21 protein-coding genes are annotated in these 24,310 nt (G+C 59.5%); 15 read left to right on the forward strand and 6 right to left on the reverse strand.

The annotated features are described in order from the left end of the window. The first annotated feature begins 737 nt into the window (after nucleotides 1–737). The 7 genes from CCGE531_RS22100 (at nucleotide 738) to CCGE531_RS22130 (ending at nucleotide 8,050) form a co-directional block, all read left to right on the forward strand. Nucleotides 738–2,288 (forward strand): FGGY-family carbohydrate kinase, encoded by a 1,551-nt coding sequence (locus tag CCGE531_RS22100; protein ID WP_120667796.1) that lies wholly within the window; start codon nucleotides 738–740, stop codon nucleotides 2,286–2,288. Nucleotides 2,289–2,379: 91 nt separating this feature from the next. Next, on the forward strand, nucleotides 2,380–3,891 hold the full coding sequence (locus CCGE531_RS22105; protein WP_120667797.1) for a glycerol-3-phosphate dehydrogenase: 1,512 nt from the start codon (nucleotides 2,380–2,382) through the stop codon (nucleotides 3,889–3,891). A gap of 28 nt (nucleotides 3,892–3,919) precedes the next feature. After that, nucleotides 3,920–4,852: a TIM barrel protein gene (locus CCGE531_RS22110; protein ID WP_120667799.1), complete on the forward strand. Its 933-nt coding sequence runs from the start codon at nucleotides 3,920–3,922 to the stop codon at nucleotides 4,850–4,852. Nucleotides 4,853–4,978: 126 nt separating this feature from the next. Next, nucleotides 4,979–5,917, forward strand: coding sequence for a sugar-binding transcriptional regulator (locus CCGE531_RS22115; RefSeq protein WP_120667801.1), 939 nt, complete (start codon nucleotides 4,979–4,981; stop codon nucleotides 5,915–5,917). Between the two features lie 122 nt (nucleotides 5,918–6,039). Next, nucleotides 6,040–6,816, forward strand: a complete 777-nt coding sequence (locus CCGE531_RS22120; RefSeq protein ID WP_120667803.1) for a DeoR/GlpR family DNA-binding transcription regulator — start codon at nucleotides 6,040–6,042, stop codon at nucleotides 6,814–6,816. Beyond that, complete coding sequence (locus tag CCGE531_RS22125; RefSeq protein ID WP_120667805.1) at nucleotides 6,813–7,583, forward strand: triose-phosphate isomerase; 771 nt, start codon at nucleotides 6,813–6,815, stop codon at nucleotides 7,581–7,583. Before CCGE531_RS22120 ends, CCGE531_RS22125 begins: the two co-directional genes overlap by 4 nt. An 11-nt stretch (nucleotides 7,584–7,594) precedes the next feature. Then, a complete protein-coding gene (locus CCGE531_RS22130) occupies nucleotides 7,595–8,050 on the forward strand; it encodes an RpiB/LacA/LacB family sugar-phosphate isomerase (protein ID WP_120667807.1) in 456 nt (151 codons plus the stop codon). 228 nt (nucleotides 8,051–8,278) lie between these two features. On the opposite strand, the gene CCGE531_RS22135 is transcribed toward CCGE531_RS22130, so the two are convergent. Continuing rightward, nucleotides 8,279–9,136, reverse strand: coding sequence for a glycerophosphodiester phosphodiesterase family protein (locus tag CCGE531_RS22135; RefSeq protein ID WP_120667809.1), 858 nt, complete (start codon nucleotides 9,134–9,136; stop codon nucleotides 8,279–8,281). 211 nt (nucleotides 9,137–9,347) lie between these two features. Here CCGE531_RS22135 and CCGE531_RS22140 point away from each other — a divergent pair, with 211 nt between their 5' ends. Next, the gene (locus CCGE531_RS22140) at nucleotides 9,348–10,475 is read left to right on the forward strand and encodes an ROK family transcriptional regulator (protein WP_120667811.1); all 1,128 of its coding nucleotides are present in this window, start codon (nucleotides 9,348–9,350) and stop codon (nucleotides 10,473–10,475) included. Between the two features lie 121 nt (nucleotides 10,476–10,596). Next, on the forward strand, nucleotides 10,597–11,214 hold the full coding sequence (locus tag CCGE531_RS22145; protein WP_120667813.1) for a hypothetical protein: 618 nt from the start codon (nucleotides 10,597–10,599) through the stop codon (nucleotides 11,212–11,214). 52 nt (nucleotides 11,215–11,266) lie between these two features. Here CCGE531_RS22145 and CCGE531_RS22150 read toward each other — a convergent pair whose 3' ends face one another. After that, a complete protein-coding gene (locus CCGE531_RS22150; RefSeq protein WP_120667814.1) occupies nucleotides 11,267–12,232 on the reverse strand; it encodes a DUF1402 family protein in 966 nt (321 codons plus the stop codon). Nucleotides 12,233–12,517: 285 nt separating this feature from the next. On the opposite strand from CCGE531_RS22150, the gene CCGE531_RS22155 reads away from it, so the two are divergent. Continuing rightward, on the forward strand, nucleotides 12,518–14,989 hold the full coding sequence (locus tag CCGE531_RS22155) for a glycoside hydrolase family 3 C-terminal domain-containing protein (protein WP_120667816.1): 2,472 nt from the start codon (nucleotides 12,518–12,520) through the stop codon (nucleotides 14,987–14,989). 102 nt (nucleotides 14,990–15,091) lie between these two features. On the opposite strand, the gene CCGE531_RS22160 is transcribed toward CCGE531_RS22155, so the two are convergent. Then, on the reverse strand, nucleotides 15,092–17,167 hold the full coding sequence (locus CCGE531_RS22160; RefSeq protein ID WP_120667818.1) for a bifunctional diguanylate cyclase/phosphodiesterase: 2,076 nt from the start codon (nucleotides 17,165–17,167) through the stop codon (nucleotides 15,092–15,094). Nucleotides 17,168–17,673: 506 nt separating this feature from the next. Here CCGE531_RS22160 and CCGE531_RS22165 point away from each other — a divergent pair. After that, nucleotides 17,674–18,951, forward strand: coding sequence for a pilus assembly protein TadG-related protein (locus tag CCGE531_RS22165; RefSeq protein ID WP_348633024.1), 1,278 nt, complete (start codon nucleotides 17,674–17,676; stop codon nucleotides 18,949–18,951). A gap of 38 nt (nucleotides 18,952–18,989) precedes the next feature. Here the strand turns inward: CCGE531_RS22165 and CCGE531_RS22170 are convergent, their stop codons facing one another. Both CCGE531_RS22170 and CCGE531_RS22175 read right to left on the reverse strand, forming a co-directional pair. Further along, on the reverse strand, nucleotides 18,990–19,397 hold the full coding sequence (locus tag CCGE531_RS22170; RefSeq protein WP_120667822.1) for a helix-turn-helix transcriptional regulator: 408 nt from the start codon (nucleotides 19,395–19,397) through the stop codon (nucleotides 18,990–18,992). A 207-nt stretch (nucleotides 19,398–19,604) separates the two neighbouring features. Beyond that, entirely contained in the window at nucleotides 19,605–20,516 is a 912-nt protein-coding gene (locus CCGE531_RS22175; protein WP_120667824.1) for a LysR family transcriptional regulator, read from the reverse strand. Between the two features lie 142 nt (nucleotides 20,517–20,658). On the opposite strand from CCGE531_RS22175, the gene CCGE531_RS22180 reads away from it, so the two are divergent. The 4 genes from CCGE531_RS22180 (at nucleotide 20,659) to queE (ending at nucleotide 23,724) form a co-directional block, all read left to right on the forward strand. After that, a complete protein-coding gene (locus CCGE531_RS22180; protein WP_120667826.1) occupies nucleotides 20,659–21,765 on the forward strand; it encodes an aldo/keto reductase in 1,107 nt (368 codons plus the stop codon). A 167-nt stretch (nucleotides 21,766–21,932) separates the two neighbouring features. After that, nucleotides 21,933–22,643 carry a 7-cyano-7-deazaguanine synthase QueC gene (queC, locus tag CCGE531_RS22185; protein WP_120667828.1) on the forward strand — a complete coding sequence of 237 codons (711 nt, stop codon included), beginning with the start codon at nucleotides 21,933–21,935 and terminating at the stop codon, nucleotides 22,641–22,643. Continuing rightward, a complete protein-coding gene (gene queD / locus CCGE531_RS22190) occupies nucleotides 22,643–22,999 on the forward strand; it encodes a 6-carboxytetrahydropterin synthase QueD (RefSeq protein WP_120667830.1) in 357 nt (118 codons plus the stop codon). Before queC ends, queD begins: the two co-directional genes overlap by 1 nt. Next, entirely contained in the window at nucleotides 22,996–23,724 is a 729-nt protein-coding gene (gene queE / locus CCGE531_RS22195) for a 7-carboxy-7-deazaguanine synthase QueE (protein WP_120667832.1), read from the forward strand. Before queD ends, queE begins: the two co-directional genes overlap by 4 nt. 121 nt (nucleotides 23,725–23,845) lie before the next feature. On the opposite strand, the gene CCGE531_RS22200 is transcribed toward queE, so the two are convergent. After that, nucleotides 23,846–24,151 (reverse strand): hypothetical protein, encoded by a 306-nt coding sequence (locus CCGE531_RS22200; protein ID WP_245459364.1) that lies wholly within the window; start codon nucleotides 24,149–24,151, stop codon nucleotides 23,846–23,848. Nucleotides 24,152–24,310: the final 159 nt, after the last annotated feature.

The raw sequence follows: 24,310 nt of genomic DNA on the forward strand, positions 1-24,310 counted from the left end.
GAATGGAAATTCAACATCAGGAGCCTCCTCAGCATGCGGGCGGCTGTCTCCTCCAGTCGCCCAATTCAGCGTCACAAACACCGCGTCTATGCGATAATTGTGATATAAGTATGTTAATAACTTCGTTTTATATGTTATAAATCCTCGAGCGTGTCAACCGCGATTTGGCGCGTCCCGCCTATCGCTTGTCTTCATGCGCGCCAATGTTTTCCTCCTGGATGACTCGCAACTTCCGCTTGGCGTGCGTCATTCAAGGCTTCTTGTGCTGGCGCCTACCAGATTATGTTTACGCAAAGAAATTTCTTTAAGTTACTGATTTATATAAGGCGTGACAGAAACGTTTCACAACGCCTCGATTAAAGTCTTGCTTTTGCCAGTCGCTCGCCCGTTTGCGAATTTCCTCCCCATCGTGGTTCTTTCCGTGGATGGTTGAGGAATTGACAGTATTCATTCTATATGAAAAAAATTACAAGGCCAGAAAAATTTTACTGCCACAGTGATATCTTTGTGTTATAAGATGCGCGTTGTTCGATGGATCGCTGTTGCGTCGGATTCGATTATTAGGAGTAATGAATGTGCAAGGTAGCCATTCACGGACGCCCCTGTGATCTTGGATGTGGCGGCGATGTCTGCGCGAGTTGGCAAAATTGCACTCGTGGCTGTGGGGAGGAATGAGATGTTCGTGATATATGCCAAAGCCCCCGTCGCAGGGCGCATGATGGTGGAGCCAACGCGCAATGCCTAAAGGTGACGGGATCATCATCGGCATCGATGCGGGTACTTCCGTTCTGAAGGCGGTTGCCTTCGAATTGTCCGGAAAGCAGATTGCTTCCGCATCAGCACGCAATCGCTACGCGACCGGGGAAGACGGTTCGGTCACGCAGTCGCTCGGCCAGACGTGGTCGGATTGCGTCAGCGCATTGCGCGGACTTGGCGAGAAGGTCGATAACCTTGCTGCCCGAACGGCAGCGATCGCGGTCACGGGGCAGGGCGACGGCACCTGGCTTGTCGGCTCCGGTAATGCTCCGGTCGATGATGCCTGGCTCTGGCTCGACGCGCGCGCCGCACCCACCGTGACGCGGCTGAGCGCCATGGCTGGCAACCGCGCCCGTTTCGAGGCGACCGGCACCGGTCTGAATACCTGCCAGCAGGGTGCGCAGCTCGCTCATATGGACCGCTTCATGCCGGAGCTTCTCGATCGGGCCGAGACAGCGCTACATTGCAAGGATTGGCTCTATCTCAATCTGACAGGGGTGCGGGCGACCGATCCGTCCGAGGCAAGCTTCACTTTCGGCAATTTCCGCAATCGCCAATATGATCCGGTCGCCATCGATGCGCTCGGCCTTGCCCGCCGGCGCTCGCTTCTGCCTGATATCCTCGATGGAACCGAGACGAGCCATCCGCTAACGGAGGCGGCCGCCCAGGCCGCCGGCCTGCTTGCCGGAACGCCGGTCTGCCTCGGCTATGTCGATATGGTCATGACCGCACTTGGCGCCGGCGTGCGCACCGGTGGGCAGAACGCCGCCTGCTCGACGATCGGGTCGACCGGCGTGCATATGCGCGCCAAGGCCGTATCGGACGTTCAGCTCAACGACGAGGGCACGGGATATGTCATCGCCTTGCCGATCCCCGGTATCGTTACGCAGGTCCAGACCAATATGGGCGCGACCATCAATATCGACTGGATCCTGCGGATAGCGGCCGATCTGATGTCCATGGGTGGCAGCCAGGTTTCCTATTCGGATCTCATTCCGCGCATCGATGCCTGGTTTGCCGAAGCGCGTCCGACGAACCTTCTCTATCACCCCTATATCTCCGAGGCGGGCGAGCGCGGTCCCTTCGTCAATGCGCATGCGCGTGCCGGCTTCACCGGGCTTTCGACGCGGCATGGCTTTGCCGACATGCTGAGGGCCGTGGTCGAGGGGCTGGGTATGGCGACGCGGGACTGTTACGCGGCAATGGGCGACATGCCCTCAGAACTGCGCATCACCGGCGGTGCTGCACGTTCACAGGCGCTGCGCGGCTCTCTATCCGCCGCCGTCCAGGCGCCGGTGCGCATTTCAGATCGGGAAGAGGCGGGTGCTGCCGGCGTTGCGATGATGGCAGCAGTCGCCATCGGCGCCTATCAGGACATGGACAGTTGCATCGCCGATTGGGTGACGCCGCTTCTCGGCGAAGCCGAGGCGCCGGATCCGGAAAATGTCGAGCGCTATGACCGCCTGTTCGACGCCTACAAGGACGTGCGGCAGGCGATCGCGCCGGCCTGGGACAAGCTGGCCGAGCGCTAGCCCCGTTGCTGGCCGGCGAGCGCGCCGCCATTGAAGATTGATTTGATGATGCCCCAAGGCATTCGAACCAGGGCATCCGAAGGAGCATGACATGATGGAACCGGAAATCTTTGATCTTTTCGTGATCGGCGGAGGCATCAATGGTGCCGGTATTGCCCGCGACGCCGCCGGCCGCGGTCTTTCGGTTGTCATGTGCGAGAAGGGCGATCTTGCCGAGGGAACTTCTTCGCGCTCCGGCAAGCTGGTGCATGGCGGCCTGCGCTATCTTGAATATTACGAATTCCGCCTGGTGCGCGAAGCCCTGATCGAACGCGAGGTGTTGCTGAACTCGGCAAGCCATATCATCTGGCCGATGCGCTTCGTGCTGCCGCACAGCCCGACGGATCGTCCGGCCTGGCTCGTTCGCCTCGGTCTGTTCCTCTACGATCATCTCGGTGGCCGCAAGAAGCTGCCGGGCACGCGCTCGCTCGACCTCCATCGCGACCCGGAAGGCGCTCCGATCCTCGATCAGTATTCCAAGGGGTTTGAATATTCCGACTGTTGGGTTGATGATGCCCGGCTCGTCGTTCTCAATGCTCTCGATGCTTCCGCCAAGGGTGCGAAAATCCTGACGCGCACGGCTTGTGTCAGCGCTCGTCGCGATCAGGGGAATTGGGTCGTCCAGACGCGCGACCAGCGCTCCGGCGAAGTGCGGACCGTTCGCGCCCGCGTGCTGGTGAATGCCGCAGGGCCATGGGTCAATGATATTATCGGCCGCGTCGTCGGGTCGAACAGCCAGCGCAGCGTCCGGCTCGTCAAGGGCAGCCACATCATTGTTCCGAAATTCTGGAGCGGCCAACAGGCCTATCTCGTCCAGAACCACGACAAGCGCGTCATCTTCATCAACCCTTATGAAGGCGACAAGGCGCTGATCGGCACGACCGACATTCCCTACGAAGGCAAGCCGGAAGAGGTGAAGGCCGAAGAGAAGGAAATCGATTATCTGATCACGGCGGTCAACCGCTACTTCAAGGAGAGGCTGCGCCGTTCCGACGTGCTTGAAAGCTTCTCCGGCGTCCGCCCGCTGTTCGATGACGGCAAGGGCAATCCATCAGCCGTGACGCGCGACTACGTCTTCGATCTCGATGAGACCGGCGGTGCGCCGCTGTTGAGCGTATTCGGCGGCAAGATCACGACATTCCGCAAGCTCTCGGAACACGCGATGCAGCGGCTTGCCAAGTTCTTCCCGAAGATGGGCGGCGACTGGACGCGGGGCGCCACGCTTCCGGGCGGCGAGATCCCGAATGCCGATTATGTCGCCTTCGCCGATACGCTGCGCGAGGCCTATCCCTGGATGCCGCGTGCGCTCGTCAATCACTACGGCCATCTCTATGGCGCTCGCACCAGGCAGATCGTTGGTCAAGCCTCGTCGCTGGCTGAGCTTGGCCGCCATTTCGGCGGCAATCTCTATGAGGCCGAAGTCCGCTATCTCGTCACTTCCGAATGGGCGCAGGCGGCCGAGGACGTGCTGATGCGCCGCACCAAGGAAGGTCTTCGCATGACGACGGAAGAGAGGGCGGCTTTCTCGGCGTGGTTCGACGCTGAGCTGGCGCTCGCCGCCTGAAGCAACAGATCTTGCCGGGAGAATATAGATGCCCTTGACGCTTTCACTCAATACCAACCCGCTGGTAAACCGCTTTGCCGAGCCGGCCGATCTGATCGAAACGGTGGCGCGTGATCTGCGCATCCGCGATCTCCAGCTGACGCACGAGTTCATCAATCCGAGCTGGCCAGCGCCGGTCATCAGCCGGCTGACGCGGGACACGCAGGCAGCACTGAAGCACACCGGCGTTCGCGTAACGTCAGGCATGACCGGTCCCTACGGCCGTCTCAATCATTTCGGCCATCCCGACAAGGATGTTCGCCGCTATTATATCGACTGGTTCAAGACCTTTGCCGATATCACCGCCGATCTCGGCGGGCATTCGCTCGGCACGCAGTTCGCGATCTTCACCTACAAGGATTATGACGATCCGGCCCGGCGCGAGGAACTGATCCAGATAGCGATCGATTGCTGGGGCGAGGTGGCCGAGCATGCGCGTGCCGCCGGTCTTTCCTATCTATTCTGGGAGCCGATGAGCATTGGCCGCGAATTCGGCGAGACGATCGAGGCCTGCCTGTCCCTGCACGAAAGATTGACAAAGGCGCCGTTCGCCATTCCGATGTGGATGATGGCCGATATCGATCACGGCGATGTCACTTCGTCCAATCCCGACGATTATGATCCCTATGCCTGGGCGCGTGCCGTGCCGAAGGTGTCTCCGATCATCCACATCAAGCAGAGCCTGATGGACAAGGGTGGGCATCGCCCCTTTACGGCGGAATTCAATGCCAAGGGTCGCATCCAGCCGGAACCGCTCTTGACGGCGTTTGCCGAAGGCGGCGCCAAGGACAACGAGATCTGCCTGGAATTGTCGTTCAAGGAGCGCGAGCCCAACGATCGTCAGGTCATCTCGCAGATTGCAGAAAGTGTCGCCTTCTGGGCGCCTCATATCGACACGGGTGCTGGCGACTTGCATATCTAGCCGCTGGATTGGCCGAGTCTCGATTCCATGTGAGCCTCACCTTTGCGACAGTGGGGCGAACCGGGCGTCACGGTCAGATATAAGCAGGCGAGGGGCCATGCGTAACGAAATGAAAGGGGACGGTCGATGACGGATGCGGACGATTCGCTCGCCGTGCGGGCGGCCTGGTTGCACTATGCCGGCGGACTGACGCAGTCTGAAGTGGCAAAGCGTCTCGGCGTTCCCTCGGTGAAGGCGCACCGGCTGATCGCGCGTGCGGTCGCCGAAGGCGTCGTCAAGGTGACGATCGATGGCGATATCGTCGAATGCGTCGAGCTCGAAACGGAGCTCGCGGCGCGCTTCGGCCTGCAATATTGCGAGGTTGCGCCCGATCTCGGCGAGGAAGGTTTCGAGTTTCGCGCGCTCGGGCAGGCGGGCGCCGGTTTTCTGCGGCGCGAGATCGAGAGCGGCAACAACAAGGTCATCGGCCTCGGCCACGGGCGAACGCTCTCTTCGGCGGTTCATCACATGGCGCGCGTCAGCGCCAAGGATCTGCGTTTCGTCTCGCTGCTTGGCGGCCTGACGAGGAATTATGCCGCCAACCCCTATGACGTGATGCATCGCATCGCCGAAAAAACCGGCATGCAGTCGCATGTGATGCCGGTGCCTTTCTTCGCCAACACGCGGGAAGATCGCGACGTGCTGCTTGCCCAGCGCGGCGTCAAGGAAGTCTTCGATCTCGCAAACGGCGCCGATCTCAAGCTCGTCGGTCTCGGCACGGTCGATACGGACGCGCAGCTCGTTTTGTCCGGCATGGTCGAGCCGAAGGAGATCAGGGAGATTACCGCCGCCGGCGGCGTCGGCGAAATTCTTGGTCATTTCTTCGATGCCGATGGCAACATTCTCGAGACGACGCTGACGGCACGCACGCTGTCTGCCTCCCTGCCGCGCACCGAGAACGAACGGCTGGTAGCGCTTTCCGGCGGATTGCCCAAGGTCGAGGCCATTCGCGCCGTCCTCAAGAGCCGCTGTCTTTACGGGCTGATTACGGATGAGAAAACGGCGAAAGCGCTGCTGCAAGCATAAGCCTGTTGCCATCTATGTGAAAACATAAAATCATCTCAATGTAACAATAGAAATGTTGAATTGTGAGATTTTGGTGTTATATTTTCTCTGGCTCCATGTCGGGCTGATAGCCGGAGAGCAAGGTGAAACGGGAAGAGCGTCAGCAATCGATCATCAATCTGCTTGTGGAGCATAAGACCGTCGATCTCGACGATCTGGCCGACCGCTTCACCGTATCAAAGATGACGATCCATCGCGATCTCGACGATCTCGAGCAGGCCGGCGTGTTGCGCAAGGTGCGCGGCGGTGCGACCATCGATGCCGGCACGCAATTCGAAAGCGATTTCCGTTTCCGCGAGCGGCAAGGCCATGATGAAAAGCTCGCCATGGCGCGTTCAGCGCTCGAGCTGGTCGAGCCCGGCATGACCGTCATGATCAATGACGGTTCGATGGCGGCGGTTCTGGGCGAAATGCTGCTGCAGAAGCGGCCGCTGACGCTGATCACCAACAATGCCGCGATCATAGACCGCATGAAGAACGAAAGCGGCATCACGCTGATCGCGCTTGGCGGTGTCTATTCCGCCAAATTCAACGCCTTTCTCGGTGTCGTGACCGAGGAGGCATTGTCGCGGCTGAGGGCCGATATCGCCTTCCTGTCGACACCCGCCGTTTCCGGCAGGCTTGCCTATCACATGGACGATAACGTCGTGCGCACGAAGCGGGCGATGATCGCGTCCGCCGCCAAGTCCTGCCTGCTGGTCAACCACAGTCGCATCGGGCACACGGCCCTGCATGTGATGGCCGATCTTACCGATTTCGACGCCGTGATTACCGATCACGCGCCCGATGACGCCATTCTCGAGCAATTCCGCCGGGACGGTGTCACCCTCACCATTGCCTCGAACCAGGATATGACATGACAGACAAACCTCGCTATTGGATTGGCACGAGCTGGAAAATGAACAAGACGCTGGCGGAAGCACGCGCCTTTGCCGAGGCTTTGCATGCTGCCGATGCCCTGCGCGATGCCCGCATTCAGCGCTTCATCATCCCACCGTTTACCGCGGTGCGCGAGGTCAAGTCGATCCTGTCGGAAAGCTCTGTCAAGGTCGGGGCTCAGAACATGCACTGGGCGGACCAAGGTGCTTGGACGGGCGAGATTTCGCCGCTGATGCTGAAGGATTGCAATCTCGATATCGTCGAGCTCGGTCATTCGGAGCGCCGCGAACATTTCGGCGAGACCAATGAGACCGTCGGATTGAAGACCGAGGCGGCAGTCCGTCACGGCCTGATCCCGCTCATCTGCATCGGCGAAACGCTGCAAGATCGTGAAAGCGGCCGCGCAACCGAGATCCTGAGCGAGCAGGTCGTCGGCGCGCTATCGAAGCTTTCCGAGGGCCAGAAGCAGGCTGAAATCCTGCTGGCCTATGAGCCGGTCTGGGCGATCGGCGAAAAGGGAATTCCGGCCGAGCCCTCCTATGCCGATGCACGCCAGGCCGAGATCATTGCCGTTGCGCAAAAGGTGCTCGGTCGAAAAATTCCGTGCCTCTACGGCGGATCGGTCAATCCGCAAAACTGCGAAGAACTCATATCCTGCCCGAATGTAGACGGGCTCTTTATCGGCCGCTCCGCCTGGAACGTCGAAGGCTATCTCGACATCCTTGCCAAGTGCGCCGCCAAACTCTGAGGAGACATATCATGAAGCTTGCTATTGCTGGAGACAGCGCCGGCGAGGGTCTGGCCAAGGTTCTCGCCGACCACCTGAAGGACCGTTTCGAGGTGAGCGAAGTATCGCGCACTGAGGAAGGGGCTGATCCGTTCTACGCCAATCTCGCCGACCGCGTCGCCTCCGGCGTCATCGATGGCACCTATGACAAGGCGATCCTTGTCTGCGGCACCGGCATCGGCGTCTGCATCTCGGCCAACAAGGTGCCGGGCATCCGTGCGGCGCTGACCCATGACACCTATTCGGCGGAGCGCGCCGCGCTGTCGAACAACGCCCAGATCATCACCATGGGCGCTCGCGTCATCGGCACCGAACTTGCCAAGGCCATCGCCGACGCCTTCCTGGCGCAGACCTTCGACGAGAACGGCCGTTCGGCCGACAACGTCAAGGCCATGAATGAGGTCGATGCGAAATACAACGCCCGTTAAGCCCTGTCTCCCAAGACGCCAACAAGCCGGGCCGATCGTTTCGATCGGCCCGGCTTGTCTGTTTTAAAACGAGGCTCAGCGCGCCTGCTATCCAAGGCTGCCTGGCGCGCGGTGTATTACTTTTGATGTCTTCGCCGAATTTGGGCGCTTTCCTGGCGATCGACCAACCCGAGGCCCCCGGCTTCGCAACCTGCCGGCTGACGGTGGTGTAATCGCGTCCCACACGGCTTAACGGCCTGCCAACCATTGTTTGAATTCGACATTCGTGTCGGTCTGGATTGCGCCGACGCCGGCCGTGACAAGCGTTCCCCAGATGCTTTCAGGATCCTTGAGCGCATGACTATCGTTGAAATCGAGATTGTGGGAGACGTCGAGTGTGTTGATCCACAGCCTGATGTTCTGGCGTTCCAGTTCTTCGCGGCCCGCGGCAAGATCGGCGACGTCGGTAAACTTGACTTCGATCATCGGCGCGCGCAGCGGCTCGATCAACCGCAGGTCGTCCGCAAACTTGCCAGGTCTCGCGGGAAACATCGGCATATGCGGGATAGAGCCGAACCAATCGGCGTCGAGAACCGAAAATCTGGCGCTTTCCGGGTCGATATCGGATTTGATGATGACGTGGTCCTCGGCGCCAAGGCGTCGAACGGCGGCAATGACCAGCGGCAATTCACGCGGAAACTTCGTGTCGATATTGACGAAGACGCGCCCGCGCGCTTCTTCAAGAGCTTCTTCGAGCGTCGGCACACGCTCATCGGTCAGGAGAGCGGTTTCTCCACCGGCGCCAGCGCGCAGCCGCGTGTCGCGGACCGTTGCGAAGCTGCTTGCGCCAACGATGCCCTTGCCTGACGTGGTGCGGTCCAGTGTCTTGTCGTGAATGACGACGAGATGCCCATCGGCCGTTGCTTGCGTGTCGATTTCGACGAATTCGACGCCGAGTTCGGCAGCGGCGCGGATTGATGCCAGCGAATTTTCCGGGGCTGCTGACCAAAGGCCGCGATGAGCGATCGTCAAAATGTCCGGATTGGTGCGGGACAGGAGATCATAGATATCGGCAAGGCGAGGCGAGGCGGCGGTCTGGCTATGCATGGAAATGGCTTTCGTGATCGTTCTGACGGGATGCGCCGCTCGATGTCCGTCGCAGAATGCAGACGCCATTGGCTGCGCGCCGACGCAATGCCATTGGCACCGGTCGCCTGCTGGCTATTAATACACATAAAGTGTAATATTTATGACAGGCAGCCTTGAATATGCCGGATGCGGCGCGCGGATAGGAGAGGCAAAGGGTCGGAACGCAGTCATGACAGCATTTGAGAAATCCCCGCTGGCGAGCGAAAACGAACGCCTCATCCTTGATATCGTGCGCCGACATGAACCGATCCCGCGCGCCACCATAACGGCCCAAACCAATCTGACGCAGCAATCAGTGCATCGCCTGGTCGAAACCTTGATGGCGCGGGGTCTGCTCCGCGCCGGTGCGCCCCTCAAGGGAGCGCGCGGCCAGCCGAGCCCGACAATCGAACTGGCAAGGCAAGCCGCTTACTCGATCGGCATTTCCGTCAATACCGATGCCGTAACGCTGTCGGTTGCCGATTTCGGCTGCGATATCATTGGTCAGGAGACCTTTAAGGGAGTGCCGGTTGATCGCAAGGCAACGCTGGCGGCCCTAGCGCAAGAACTTGATTTTCTTTTGAATGAACAAACACTATCGCGCGATAGTCTTGTCGGGCTGGGCTTTGCCATGTCCGGTTTTTTTGTCGGTGACAATCGCCATTTCAATGCGCCCGAGCCGTTGCGGGACTGGTCGCTGATCGATCTACAGCCGGAGCTTGAGGATGCGTTCGGATTGCCGGTGTGGCTGGAAAACAATGCGACGACCGGCGCCATCGGCGAAAGCCTGCGTGGCGTCGGGCGCTGGTGCCAGACCTTCGCCTATCTGTCCTTCAACTACGGATTTGGCGGCGGTCTTGTCCTCGAGGGCAGGCCTTATCTCGGTTTCCACGGCAATGCGGGGGAATTCAGCGTCATCTATAATCCGGACGAAGCGCCACGACGACCGGCGCTGCAATATCTTATCCGCATATTGCGCGAGAACGGTATCGAGATAGGCTCCATCGAGGAACTGAAGCAAGATTTCGATCCTTCCTGGCCGGGCGTGGAGAGTTGGCTCTCCGAAACCATGCCGATGCTTGACCGCTTGATTGCTACGCTTGCCGGGGTGCTCGATCCGCAGGCGATCGTCTTCGGCGGCCAGCTCCCGCTAAGGCTCGGGCAGATGATCATCGATCGCATGAATGTGCCCTCCCAGCGCCCGCATCGTTATGGTGTCGCACCGCTCGGGCCACGGCTGGTTCTCAGTGAGACGAAAGGCGATGCCAGCGCGATCGGGGCCGCCCTGCTTCCGTTGAAGTTCCGGTATTTCCTGTGACGTCCGCCCGAACCGCAACGCCTTCGTGGGACAAGGGGATTTCAGTTCCGCATCATCAATGCTTCAGCGCTGTGTCAGGGGGCGTTGTTAGAGCACGGCCGTATTCTGCTGGACGACCGCATTGGCGCGCAAGACTGCAATCATCGTTGGCAATGGCAAGCTCGAGCGCGATCTCTCAGGAATCGTGGACGACGCGCAATTCGTCATGCGCTTCAATGAGCCGAACCTCGCCGGGGGTATGAGCGGCGAGCGCACCGATATGATCATGCTGGCCGCGTCGAGCAAGGTCTTGTATCGGCGGCTGATCGATCCCGACTTCCTGGACAATGCAGCGCTGAAGGCAGCGAAGGTGCTGATGCTCGCTTATCATCCGAACATCATCCGCAAATATCATCCGCGCCCCAACATCTTTCAGCGCCTCCAGGGCAGGAGGACCGACTGGACGATGGAGGCGATCGAACGGATGGGCAGCGCCGGCAAGGAGATCCGCATCATGCCGCCGCAGACCTATATCGACGGCTGCAACGAACTCGGCATTGCCGGGCGTCGCATGCGTGAGGTCTTTCCGAGCACCGGCTTCCTCGGCATCGGTTATACGCTCGCGACCTTTCCGGTGTCCGAATGGGATGTCAAACTATGCGGCTTCGGTTGGGAAGGATGGAAGCGGCACGATTGGCAGAACGAGCGGGCCTGGGTCGAAAGCAAGATCGCCAACGGCCGCGTCACTTGGCTCACGTGAGCTATCCGATGTGATCGGCTTTGAGAGCTTCGCAGGCCCCCTTTCGCGATCACTACTCTCCCAACAAGCCACGCAGCTCCGGCAGCCGGTCGTTCACCAGCCAGCCATAATAATTCTCTTCCGGCAGCTTCTTGCCGCCTGAAGCATCCGCGGCCTGTCGCAAGGCAAGTGCGCGCCGCCGCGGCTGCCCGACATTATAGAGCGTTGCCGTCAGACCGGGATTGTCGGTGATGTCGAAACCCTGGGCGCGATAGGCATCGATCGCATCCCTGACGATCGCGGCGATATAGATCACGCTGCGATCGGGATCCATGATGTCACGGTAGATGGCCTGCGGATCGTCGACGGACAGTTTCGACAAGCCGCTGGTGGCATGCACGAGATCAGTGGCCTCGAGCGCGGTCAACGGGCTGATCTGGCCAAGGCCGAAGGTTTGGCCCGCGAAGAACGGCTGGAAGAAGGCGCGCTGGAACGTCATGTTTTCATAGGCGACGCCATCGATGACCTTGGCGCGAAAACTCTTGTCCCAGGTTTCGTCACGGCATTCCCAGAGTTCGGCGCTGCCGGTGAAGGCATCGCAATGGGCGAATTCCGGCCTCTTCAGGAAGGCCTGGACGGTCACCTCCTTATAGGCGAACTTGAAATCGGATTGCGAATAGGCAAGCGCCTTGACGTAATAGGACTTCACCCTGTTCACGATCGTGATGTTGTACGTATGTTCGCCGACAAGCGCGCCGACAATGTGGATGGGGTCGATCTGATAGGCCGTCGCGGCCTTCCTGATCGAAGCCACCAGGTCCTTGTCCTCGCGAAGCACGCCGACGATCTTCTGGTATTTTTCCTCATATGTCGTGTTGAACGCCTTCGCCCGCAGCACCGATGTGTTGGGTATAGGGGGCTGAAGATTGTTGCGATTGCCCTGGGGGACGCGCACGAGTTCAGACGCGAAGCAAATGTTCGTCAGTGCAAGGACAAAAAGGAAACCGAGTGCCGGGAAGGTCGACAGGCGTGTTCGCATTCGCAAAATGACTTTCAAATGTTCCCCGGCAGGACGACAATCTTCATACGCGATCGAGATGCGAAGGCAAGGGGCGGGCCAAGTTTATTCGGAAGAAGATTATTCGTATGATCGGCAGCGGAATTTATGATTTCTGGTTGTTACGAAGTTGACTGCGGATGAAAAAGATATGTCATTTCATGAGCATATCGCACTAGCAGAAGAGTATCGAGCGCGTTTATGATTTGTTTGTCCTAAACGCGAATCTCCGCCGGGGAGTGGTTAGCTGATAGTTCGGGAGGCCTTATGATTGATGATATTCTCGACCGGATGACGCTTGAGGAGCAGGTTTCGCTGCTGTCGGGCGCCGATTTCTGGACTACGGTGCCGGTTGAACGTCTCGGCGTTCCGAAGATCAAGGTCACGGATGGTCCGAACGGCGCGCGCGGTGCGGGCTCGCTTGTTGCCGGCGTCAATGCTGCCTGCTTTCCCGTCGCCATCGCGCTTGGCGCCACATGGGATCCGGCGCTCGTCCAGCGCATGGGCGCGGCACTCGCCGGTCAGGCCAAGAGCAAGGGCGCATCGGTGCTCTTGGCGCCGACGGTCAATGTCCACCGGTCCGGCCTGAATGGCCGTAATTTCGAATGCTATTCGGAAGATCCCGTGCTGACGGCCGAACTCGCTGTCGCCTATATCCAGGGCGTGCAGAGCCAGGGCATTGCCGCCACCATCAAGCATTTCGCGGGCAATGAATCCGAAATCGAGCGTCAGACGATGTCCTCGGATATCGACGAACGGGCGCTGCGCGAAATCTATCTGCCGCCGTTCGAACAGGCCGTGAAGAAAGCGGGAGTCATGGCGGTCATGTCTTCCTATAACAGGCTGAACGGTACCTATACCAGCGAGCATTCTTGGCTATTGACCAAGGTCCTGCGCGAGGAATGGGGTTTCGACGGCATCGTCATGTCCGATTGGTTCGGCTCGCATTCGACGGCGCCGACGGTCAATGCCGGACTTGATCTGGAAATGCCCGGCCCGACGCGTGACCGCGGCGAAAAGCTGGTGGCGGCTGTGCGCAACGGCGAGGTGAAGGCGGAGACGGTGCGCGAAGCTGCCAGCCGCATTCTGACGCTGCTCGAGCGCGTGGGTGCTTTCGAGAAGGCACCCGATTTGAGCGAGCAGGCGCTGGATCTGCCGGAAGACAGGGCTTTGATCCGTCAGCTCGGCGCCGAAGGCGCAGTCCTTTTGAAGAACGACGGCATTCTGCCTCTGCAGAAAGCAGGGCTCGGGCATGTGGCGGTTATCGGACCGAATGCAGCCGAAGTTCGTGTCATGGGTGGCGGCAGCGCCCAGATTGCCGCGCACTACAAAGTTAGTCCGCTGGAGGGCATCCGTGAGGCGCTGTCGAATGCCAACAGCATTCATTACGCGGCAGCCTGCCGCAACAATCGGCTGATCAACGTCTTTTCCGGTGAGATGCGGGTGGAGTATTTCAAGGGCCGCGATCTCGCCGGGCCGGCGATGGCCACCGAAACGGCGAGCAAGGGCGAGTTTTTCTGGTTCGAGCTGCCGTCTTCCGAACTTGATCCAAGCGATTTCTCCGCTCGCATGACAGTGTCCTACATTCCGGTGGAAAGCGGCGAGCATGTATTCGGCATGACCAATGCAGGCCTCGCCAGGCTCTATGTCGATGGCAAGCTCGTCGTGGACGGCTATGACGGCTGGTCTCGCGGCGACAACTATTTCGGCACGGCCAATGTCGAGCAGCGGCAGGCTATTCATCTTGAGGCCGGCCAGCGATACCAGATGACCGTCGAATATTGCTCCCCAGCGGCGAGCGAGGAGGGGATCAATCTGACGGCGGTCCGTTTCGGCGTCGAAAAGCCGCTCGGTGAGGCCGAGATGCTGGATGCCGTCGCAAAAGCCGAGAATGCCGATATCGTCCTGCTCTTTGTGGGTCGTGATGGCGAATGGGATACCGAAGGGCTCGATCTGCCTGACATGCGCCTGCCCGGCCGGCAGGAGGAGCTGATCGAGCGCGTAGCAACCGTCAACGCTAACGTTATCGTCGTGCTGCAGACGGGCGGCCCCATCGAAATGCCTTGGCTCGGTAAGGTCAGGGCCGTGTTGCAGATATGGTATCCTGGCCAGGAATTGGGGCACGCCGTCGCCGATGTGCTGTTCGGCGATGTCGAGCCCGGCGGCCGCTTGCCGCAGACCTTCCCGAAGCTTCTCTCGGACAATTGCGCCATGGTTGGGGATCCGCAGGTTTATCCCGGCAAGGACGGGCATGTGCGTTACGCCGAAGGCGTCTTCGTCGGCTATCGTCATCATGATAACAGCGGTATCGAACCCCTGTTTCCGTTCGGCTTCGGTCTCGGCTACACACGCTTTTCCTGGAGCAAGGCAAAGGCGTCGACGACGCAGATGGGCGCAGAGGGCGTCACGGTTACGATCGATGTCACCAATATCGGCGAGAGAACGGGCTCCGAACTCGTGCAGCTTTATGTGCGGCCCGTCGGTTCCAAGATCGAGCGTCCGGAAAAGGAGCTGCGCGCCTTTGCCAAGCTGCGACTGGCGCCGGGCGAAACGGGCACGGCTTCACTGGTCGTGCGGCCGCGTGATCTCAGCTATTTCGATGAGGGAACGAAGACCTTTCGCGCGGCAGCCGGCCGCTACGAACTTGTTGCTGCCGCCAATGCCGCCGACATCCGGTCCACTGTGGCGATCGAACTCGCAAGCGAATGGATCGGCGAGACTGACGACCGTTCGATTTGACGTTGCGGGAAGCGGCGGCGAGCGGGTTCGCGAATAGGCGTTGGGGCGCAATGATATGCGCCCCGGACGACCGGCCCGCATGCCATTGCGTCCGGAACATTCCTAGCGGCGACGCATGCGTTGCGGCGGAACGCGGCCGGAGAATGGTGATCCTTCGTCCTCGTCGGTGGCCGTCATTTGAAAGATCTGTGCGACGGGCTTCGGGCGGCCAAGGAAGAAGCCCTGTGCTTCGTCGCAGCCTTCGACGCGCAGGATTTCCAGCTGATGATCGGTTTCTACGCCCTCCGCCAGGACCGGAATCTCGAGGCTCTTGCCGAGTGTCAGCACGGCGCGCACGATCGCCTTTGCCTGGATGCTCCGGTCCACCTCGTTCATGAAGGACCGGTCGAGCTTGATCTTGTCGAAGGGGAATGAGCGCAGTGTGTCGAGCGACGAATATCCGGTTCCGAAATCATCGATGGCGATGGTTACGCCGAGCGCCCGGATCTGCCGAAGCACATGCAGCGTGCGGCTCTTGTCGGCGATGATGGTGGACTCGGTGATTTCCAATTCCAGCCGCTTCGGCGGCAGGCCGGTTTCAAGAAGGATCGAATGAACCAGCCGGGCAAGATCGGCATGGGCAAATTGTACCGGCGAGAGATTGACGGCGATCTTGTAGGGCTTGGCCCATGATGCGGCCTCCCTGCAGGCGGTTCGCAGCACCCATTCGCCGATGACGAGGATCGTGCCGCTCTCTTCCGCGATGGGAATGAATTCCGAGGGTGGTACAGCGCCGTGTTCGGGGTGGTGCCAGCGGGCCAGAACCTCATAGCCGCAGATCTCGCCGGTGCTGACCGAAGTCTGCACCTGATAATGCAGCTCGAGTTGATCCAGCTCGACGGCGCGGCGCAGATCCTGCGCCAGCATATGCCGGGCGCGCGCCGCCTCATCCATCCTGGACTCGTAGAAACAGACCGCGCGGCCGACATCAGCCTTGGCGCGATACATGGCGAGATCGGCATTGCTGACCAGGCGCTCTTGATCGATGCCGTCATCCGGATAGATGGCGACGCCGATGCTCGCGCCGGTCGCCGTCTCGAAATCATCGATGCGGATGGGTTCGAACAGGGTCTTTTCCAGGCGAGCCACGAAATCCAGGAGCTCGCTTTGGTTCTGGAACCGTTTGACTGCCGCGAACTCGTCGCCGCCGACGCGCGCGACGAACTCTCCATCCTTGACGAGACGCGCAAGCCGCCGTCCGATCGCCTTGAGAGCCTGATCACCGGCCTTATGGCCGCGCAGGTCGTTGATCTCCTTGAAGCGGTCGAGATCTATGCCGATCACCGCAAGTTTGACGCCGTCTTCCTTGGCATGCTGGATTTCGCCCCGAAGATAATCGGCGAAGCTGCCGCGATTGGGCAGGCCCGTCAGCAGGTCGTTCAGGGCCATATGCTGGAGTTTCAGGATGGATTCGCGCGAGGCGCGCTCATCGATCATGTAGCTTGCGATGCCCGTGCCGATAATGAGCAGCCCGCCGCCGGCAACCGCCACGGCCATGGCCTCCAGCGCATAGGAATCGCCAAGTCCGGCGCCGATTGCCAGTGGGGTCACCGATACGGCCGTCATTGCCGTAAAGTGAAGCGACACGACCGCGACGACGAAAAGGACGAGTGCGGCAAGCCCTGAAAAATGCCAGGGGCGGCGGATCGCTTGATGAAGGGCCAGCACGGCGAAGATCACCGAAAGCACGACGGAGCCGACGACATAGCCCTCATTCCACTCGACAATGCCATCGACGTGATAGGCCATCATGCCGGTGTAATGCATGGCCGTAATCGCAAGGCCGACGATGGCGCCTCCCAATTCCGGCGCTATCCGCGGCAGGCCGGAGAGGGTGATCGTGAAACCGAAGGCGCAGCCGATCGCGGCCAGGAGAAGGGAGGCCATGGTGAGGATTGGATCGAAGGTAACCGGCGCCCCGACCTCATAGGCCAGCATGGCGATGAAATGCGTGCACCAGATCGAGGATCCTGCTGCCACCGCCGTCAGGAAAATCCATCCGCCGCGTTGAACATCGCGCGTCTTTCCCGCCTGCCGCAACAGGCCGAACGTGATCCATCCGCCGCTGACGCAGACAAATGCCGCAAGAAGAACAAGCCACAGATTATGCTCCGTGAAGATGCAGGAAATAACGCGCACGCAAAAGATCCCAACTATGGTCAATGGGGTGAGGGCACCCTCAACCAGGGCATCACCTGAAATCAATGGCACTGCTTTCACGGGTAAATACTGAAAATCGGGTAAAGATACTTTGAGCTAAACGGCGGTCGGTATGCTGCCTCACGCACGGTCCTGGCCGCGATTCCGGTGTTGGTTGCACTAAATTTTTACAGAGCCACCGATTGCGTCGCGTGGCCGCGTCATTCTTGGGAAAATGAGGCTTTTATTTTCATTCACCCGCTCGATGGCTTCATAACTATAAACTTGGTTTTTGGTAAATTTTCCGTGGAAGCGACAATATAAAATATTGGCATTGCTTTTATCGGAATTTCAATATTTCCGCGCGATAATACCAATTAGTATATTTGAAAATAGTAATACCTAAAATCAACGAATGTTTGAGGGTGCAACTTGTATAATAGAGAGCTTTCTCGGTGAGAAAATCCTGGAGCCGTCCGCGTTCGTTCGATGCGTTGCATAAGCTTTTGCGAAAATTACTCGCGGAGAGGTCGGGCAACTTTGGGATAACGACTGCCCTGATCGCTGTTCCGCTAATCGCGGCAGGCGGCCTGGCGCTTGATGTCACCAATGCCATGCTCGTCAGGACGGAATTGCAAAATGCCGCGGATGCAGCCGCGGTCGGTGCAATCGCAGATTCATCCCCGGCCGTCGCGGCTGCCATGGCTATGACGCAGGACGGCACCGTCACTATCGGTCAGGATGATGCCAACAAGCTCTTTCTAGGTCAGGCGTCCGGCGATCTTCCGAACACGCCTGTGACCGTCAATGTCGCGGTGACACGCACGGGAAACATCGTCTCGTCGATTGTCAGCTTCTCGGCCAATGTGCCGACCACGCTCAGCCAGATTATCGGGAAGACGTCCATTCCCGTGAGCGGTTCCGCATCCGCGCAGTATCAGACGGCGACCTTCATGGACTTCTATATGTTGCTGGACAACACGCCTTCCATGGGGATCGGTGCTACCATGACCGATATTCAGACAATGGTGGCAAACACGTCAGACAAATGCGCCTTTGCCTGCCACGATCAAAATAACCCCAACAATTACTACAATCTTGCAAGTCGGCTTGGCGTCAAGACCCGCATTGCTGTCGTCGGGCAGGCGACACAGTCGCTTACGGATACTGCTAAGACGAACCGGGTAACACCCGATCAGTACAGGATGGCCGTCTATACATTCGGTTCTGACACGACGAAAATTGGCTTGACCAACGTATCAGCGCTGTCATCCGATATGGCGCAGGTTAAAAATGCGACTGGTGCCGTGGACCTGATGAGTGTCCGAGGACAAGGCGACAACAACGACCAGGATACGAGTTTCGATACCATGCTGACGCAACTCGCGCCGATCATCGGCACCGGCGGCAGCGGAAAAACCAGCTCCGATCGTCAGAAGGTCCTCTTCCTTGTCACTGACGGCGTCGGTGACAGCTATAAGCCCAACACCTGCACCAAGCCGACCACGGGCGGGCGTTGCCAGGAGCCGCTCGCCACTGCCTTCTGCCAGCCCCTGAAGAACCAGAATATCAAGATCGCCATCCTTTACACGACCTATTTTCCCCTGCCGACAAACGGCTGGTACAATCAATGGATCGCGCCCTTCCAATCGCAGATCGGGACGAACCTGCAGAGCTGCGCCTCGCCTGGGCTCTACTTCGAAGTCAGTCCGACGCAGGGCATTTCCGACGCCATGAATGCCTTGTTCCTGAAGGTCATTCGCACGCCGCGCATTACAAGCTGACGGCAGGGGCGCGCAATCGCCAGCGACCTCAAGGAGACCTAGGCCAAGGTAAGCGACTTGAGCAGGCCCACGATTTTTTGACGCGTCCTTGCATCCTTGATCTTTGCAAAAGCGCGATTGAGTTCCAGGCCTTCCTCCGATGAAAGGAACCTGACGAGGTCGTTCTTGAGAGCATGCGCCTCATTGGGCGAAGCTTGGTCGTCCAGCGTGGGATTGTCGAAGAAATGCGAGATCGGAACGCCGAGGCTCTCCGCCACGCGCTGCAAACGACTTGCACCGACGCGGTTGGTGCCTTTCTCATATTTCTGAACTTGCTGGAACGTCAGATCCAGCTTTTCAGCCAATCCCGATTGGCTCATGCCTAGCAAGCGTCGTTGCGCGCGGATGCGCTTGCCAACTTCTACATCGATGGGACTGGGCAGCTTTCTTTTCGGGCTATCTTGCACTGGTTCCTCATGGTTTGAGCGTGAAACCGCCCATCAAACCTGGGGGAGCCGATGGACGGAGGCCGCCTATGACTGCCGGGCGCCATGACAAACGGCAACGTCAATTCACCTCGATGGAGGCAGAACCATCCGTTTGGTGCGCATTCGGTATAATGCCTGCGCAATCTGACTATCCCCGAACGGTGCGGACGCTGAAAAGCGCTCCGCCTAGCCAGTGGGCGACTCGCGGCCGATATGCCGTACGGTGTCGATAAAGGCCCGCAGCTTAGGCGCCAGCTCGGCGCGGCGCGGGAAGTAAAGGAAAAGGCCAGCCTCGGTGACGGCATAGTCACCCAACAGCTGAATAAGCCTGCCGGATCCGATTTCCGGCTGCACCAGCGGCTCGAATACATAGGCGAGCCCCACGCCGGCCAATGCCAGTTCGATTGCCGAATGCGATTCCGTCACGATCGCCTGACCGCTCACCGTAACAGCGACATCCCGTCCATCCTCGACGAATTCCCATTGATAGAAGCCGCCGGAACGCATGAGCCGGTAGCCGATGCAATTGTGGCTGGAAAGGTCGGCGAGGGTGTTGGGGCGGCCGAAACGCGCGATGTAACCGGGGGAAGCGACGATGACTGATCGGAAAGGCGGGGTGAGGCGGACGGCCACCATGTCCTGCGCGATCATTTCGCCGATGCGTATGCCGGCATCGAAGCCCTCGGCGACGATGTCGGTCAGCCGTTCATCGGAGAAGATTTCAACTTCGACTTCCGGATAGCGTTCGGCCATGGCCGCTATCACGCGGGTGACCGCAAGCGGCAGGCAGACACGAGATGCATTGATGCGCAAGAGGCCGCTCGGCCTTCCCTTGACGGCCTTTATGCGCTCGATGCGCTCTTGGATGTCCTGCAGCGCCGGGGTGATGGTGCCGATCAGGCTCCTGCCTGCCTCGGTCAACGCCACGCTGCGCGTCGTACGCGCAAAAAGTGGCTGTCCGAGCCTTTCCTCCACCAGTCGCACGGCATGGCTGACGGCCGATGCGCTCATGCCCAATTCACTGGCGGCCGCGGCGAATCCGCCGCGGCGCGCGACGGTGGCGATAACAGGCAGATGTGTCAGCAGATCGCGATCCATTCATGCATCATATCGCATAATGCATGCAAATTAAATGATCTTATCGCATGACCAAAAAGCAGCGAACCTGGGCGCATCAAATCGCTTGCTGGCCCCCTCGATCGTCGAACGCGGGCCTGGCATATCAAAGAGGAGCATAGCGATGAGCATGGAGTTTTACGCGCTTGGCAACAGCGGCCTGAAGGTGACACGGCTTGCCCTCGGCACCATGACTTTCGGCACGGAATGGGGGTGGGGATCGGACAAGGCGGCAGCACGTGCCATCTTCAATGCCTATGTCGATGCCGGCGGCAACTTCTTCGATACGGCCGATGCCTATGCGGGCGGCACGTCGGAGACGTGGCTGGGCGAGTTCATCGCCGAACGCGGGCTGCGCGATGATGCGGTGATCGCGACCAAGTTCACCATGAACCTTACCGCTCGCACGCCGAACGCGGCCGGCAACGGCCGCAAGAACATCCTTCGGGCTGTCGAAGGCTCGTTGAAGCGGCTCAATACGGATCACATCGATCTCTATCTCATGCATTGCTGGGATCGCCTGACACCGCCGGAGGAGGTGATGCGCACCTTCGACGATCTCGTTCGCTCCGGTAAGGTACGGCATGTCGGCTTATCCGATGTGCCCGCCTGGTACGCCAGCCGCGCCCAGGCCGTTGCCGAACATCGCGGCTACGAGCCGATCTCGGCGCTGCAGCTCGAATATTCGCTGGCGGAGCGCAATATCGAGAACGAGTTCGTGCCATTCGGCACCCGCTATGGCGCGGGGATCATGTCCTGGAGCCCGCTGGCGAGCGGCCTCCTGAGCGGCAAATATCGCCCAAGCGGCGAGGGGGAGACCGCCGGCCGGCTCGAGACGGTGCGCGGCACCACCAATCCCGGTTTCCAGAAATTTACCGATCGTAACTGGGCCATCGTTGCCGAACTGGAGAAGGTGGCGGCGGAGCTCGGGCGCAGCATGGCGCAGGTGGCGGTCAACTGGGCGATGACGCAGCCCGGAATAGCCTCGATCATCGTCGGTGCCACCAAGCTGGCGCAATTGACCGACAATCTCGGCGCCTTGGACTTCACGATACCGTCCGAGTTGCGTCACCGTCTTGACGACGTCAGCGCCTTGCAGCCGACCTTTCCTTATTCGTTCTTCGGGCCAGAGGTCCAGGGCGGCCTGACCGGCGGTCAGACGGTCGGAGGCAAGCCCGCCGGTTATTATCCGGATCTGAAACTCTCCGGGCAATTTGCCGGCGTCAGCTAACTCCCTGGCAAACACCAGCAGCGCGCCGGCATTCGCCGGCGTGTTGCCGTGAAATACAACGGATGCCTTGTTTCCTCCGAGTTCTGCTGCTACAGACCGCGCCGTGGCTTCAAAGAGCCATGAAATCCGGTCGCAGCCCACCCGGTCAAAACAAGGGATCCTATACTATGAAGACTATCGTCATCTGCTCCGGCGGATTGGACTCCGTTTCGCTCGCGCATAAGATCGCAGCCGAACACCAGCTTATCGGCCTTGTCTCCTTCGACTACGGCCAACGGCATCGCAAGGAAGTGGACTTCGCCGCCGCTTGCGCAACGCGCCTCGGTGTCCCTCATGAGATCATCGACATCACCGCCATCGGCAAGCATCTCACCGGATCGGCGCTCACCGATGACGTCGACGTGCCGGACGGGCATTATGCCGAAGAAACCATGAAGGCGACGGTCGTACCGAACCGCAACGCCATCATGCTCGCGATCGCCTTCGGGCTGGCGGCTGCCCAGAAGGCGGATGCGGTAGCCGTTGCCGTTCATGGCGGCGACCACTTCATTTATCCGGATTGCCGGCCCGGTTTCATCGATGCATTCCAGCAGATGCAGAACCATGCGCTCGATGGCTATGCCAGCGTTTCCCTCTACGCGCCCTATGTGACTATCCCGAAAGCCGATATCGTCGCGGATGGCGCGAGCCATCGAACTCCTTTTGCCGAGACCTGGTCCTGTTACAAGGGCGGAGAACGCCACTGCGGCCGTTGTGGTACCTGCGTCGAGCGGCGCGAAGCCTTCCATATTGCCGGCATCGCAGATCCCACGGATTATGAAGACCCGGATTTCTGGGTGTCGGCAACATCGGGCTTTGTCGCCAAGGAGGTGAAGTGATGTTCCGCATCACAAAGGAGTTTCACTTCTCCGCCTCGCATCAGCTCTCGCATCTTCCCGACGACCATCAGTGCGCGCGCATGCATGGCCACAATTATATCGTCGTGGTTGAGCTTTCGGCCGACGAGCTCGATGGGAACGGCTTCGTGCGCGACTATCATGAACTGCAGCCGCTGAAGCGCTATATCGACGACGAATTCGACCATCGCCACCTCAACGATGTACTCGGCCACGATCGCGTCACCTCGGAATATCTGGCCAAGCATTTCTACGACTGGTGCAAGTCCCACCTGCCGGAGACATCGGCGGTGCGCGTCAGCGAGACGCCGAAGACCTGGGCGGAATACCGGCCATGAGCGAAGCGCGCATTCGCGTCAGCGAGATCTTCGGGCCGACGATCCAGGGGGAGGGTATCCTGATCGGCCTTCCGACGATCTTCGTGCGCACCGGCGGCTGCGACTACCGCTGTTCCTGGTGCGATACGCTGCACGCGGTCGACAATGACTATCGCGATCAGTGGCAGCCGATGTCGGTCGATGAAATCTGGTTGGAGGTGACGCGGCTTTCCGGCGGCAAGCCGCTGACGATATCGCTTTCGGGCGGCAATCCCGCAATCCAGCCTCTCGGTCCGCTGATCGCGCGCGGTCACGCCGAGGGCTATCGTTTCGCCTTGGAAACGCAAGGGAGCCTGGCGAAGGATTGGTTCGCCGAACTCGATGTGCTGGTGCTGAGCCCAAAGCCGCCATCGAGCGGCATGGCGACGGATTGGGCCGCATTCGACGACTGTCTGCGCATGGCTGCCCACAAGCCGCAGGTCGCGCTGAAGATCGTCGTGTTCGACGACGTCGATTACGCCTATGCGCGTGAGGCCGCATCGCGCTATCCTAACCTGCCCCTTTATCTGCAACCCGGCAATCACACGCCGCCACCGCCGCAAGCCGACGACGCCACCATCGATATCGATGGCATCGTCGAGCGCATGCGCTGGCTCGTCGACAAGGTCAGCAGCGACCGATGGTTCGAAGCGAGGGTGTTGCCGCAATTGCACGTGCTGATTTGGGGCAACAAGCGCGGCGTTTGAGCTCCACCCGGCCTCATGGTGCTCAAGAAGACCCTACAGGCGATCGGCGGCAGCAAGACGGAAGCGCCGAATATGCACCCACCAATCCACTTGCTGCTTCTATCGTCCGTGCAACAGCCGCTTAACTGGGGTTGGGCATTTGGCTGGGTGCATAGGGTGGCCAATCACCGGGCGGTGTCGGGCCGTTCGGCAGTTGCCGGCCATTGGATTGCTGCAGACTGTTCATGCAATCAATCCGATCCGATCCCATGTTGAAACCATGCTTGTCGCAAATCATGGAATACCAGCCCTGCAGATCTTGTGGCGTTGCATTTCTGCTTTGACAACCGGATACCGCCATCGCGGCAATCAGGCCCAATGTGACCGTCAAGCTTCTCACAAGCATGCTGGTCGTCTTCATCGACCCGTCATCAAGAAGAGCACGCATCTTTCCCTCTCCGTCCTGAATCGCCTCGTTAGCGTTGCCACCAGAAATTTAATTACTAATAATGAATGTAAATATTTGCTTGTAAAATTTCGCGCCTTGATAGCGTCATCGATAAACAATCAGCGAGGAATAACCAATATCCACACGGCGGTGGGCAGC

The sequence above is a fragment of the Rhizobium sp. CCGE531 genome (assembly GCF_003627795.1).
GTDB lineage: Bacteria > Pseudomonadota > Alphaproteobacteria > Rhizobiales > Rhizobiaceae > Rhizobium.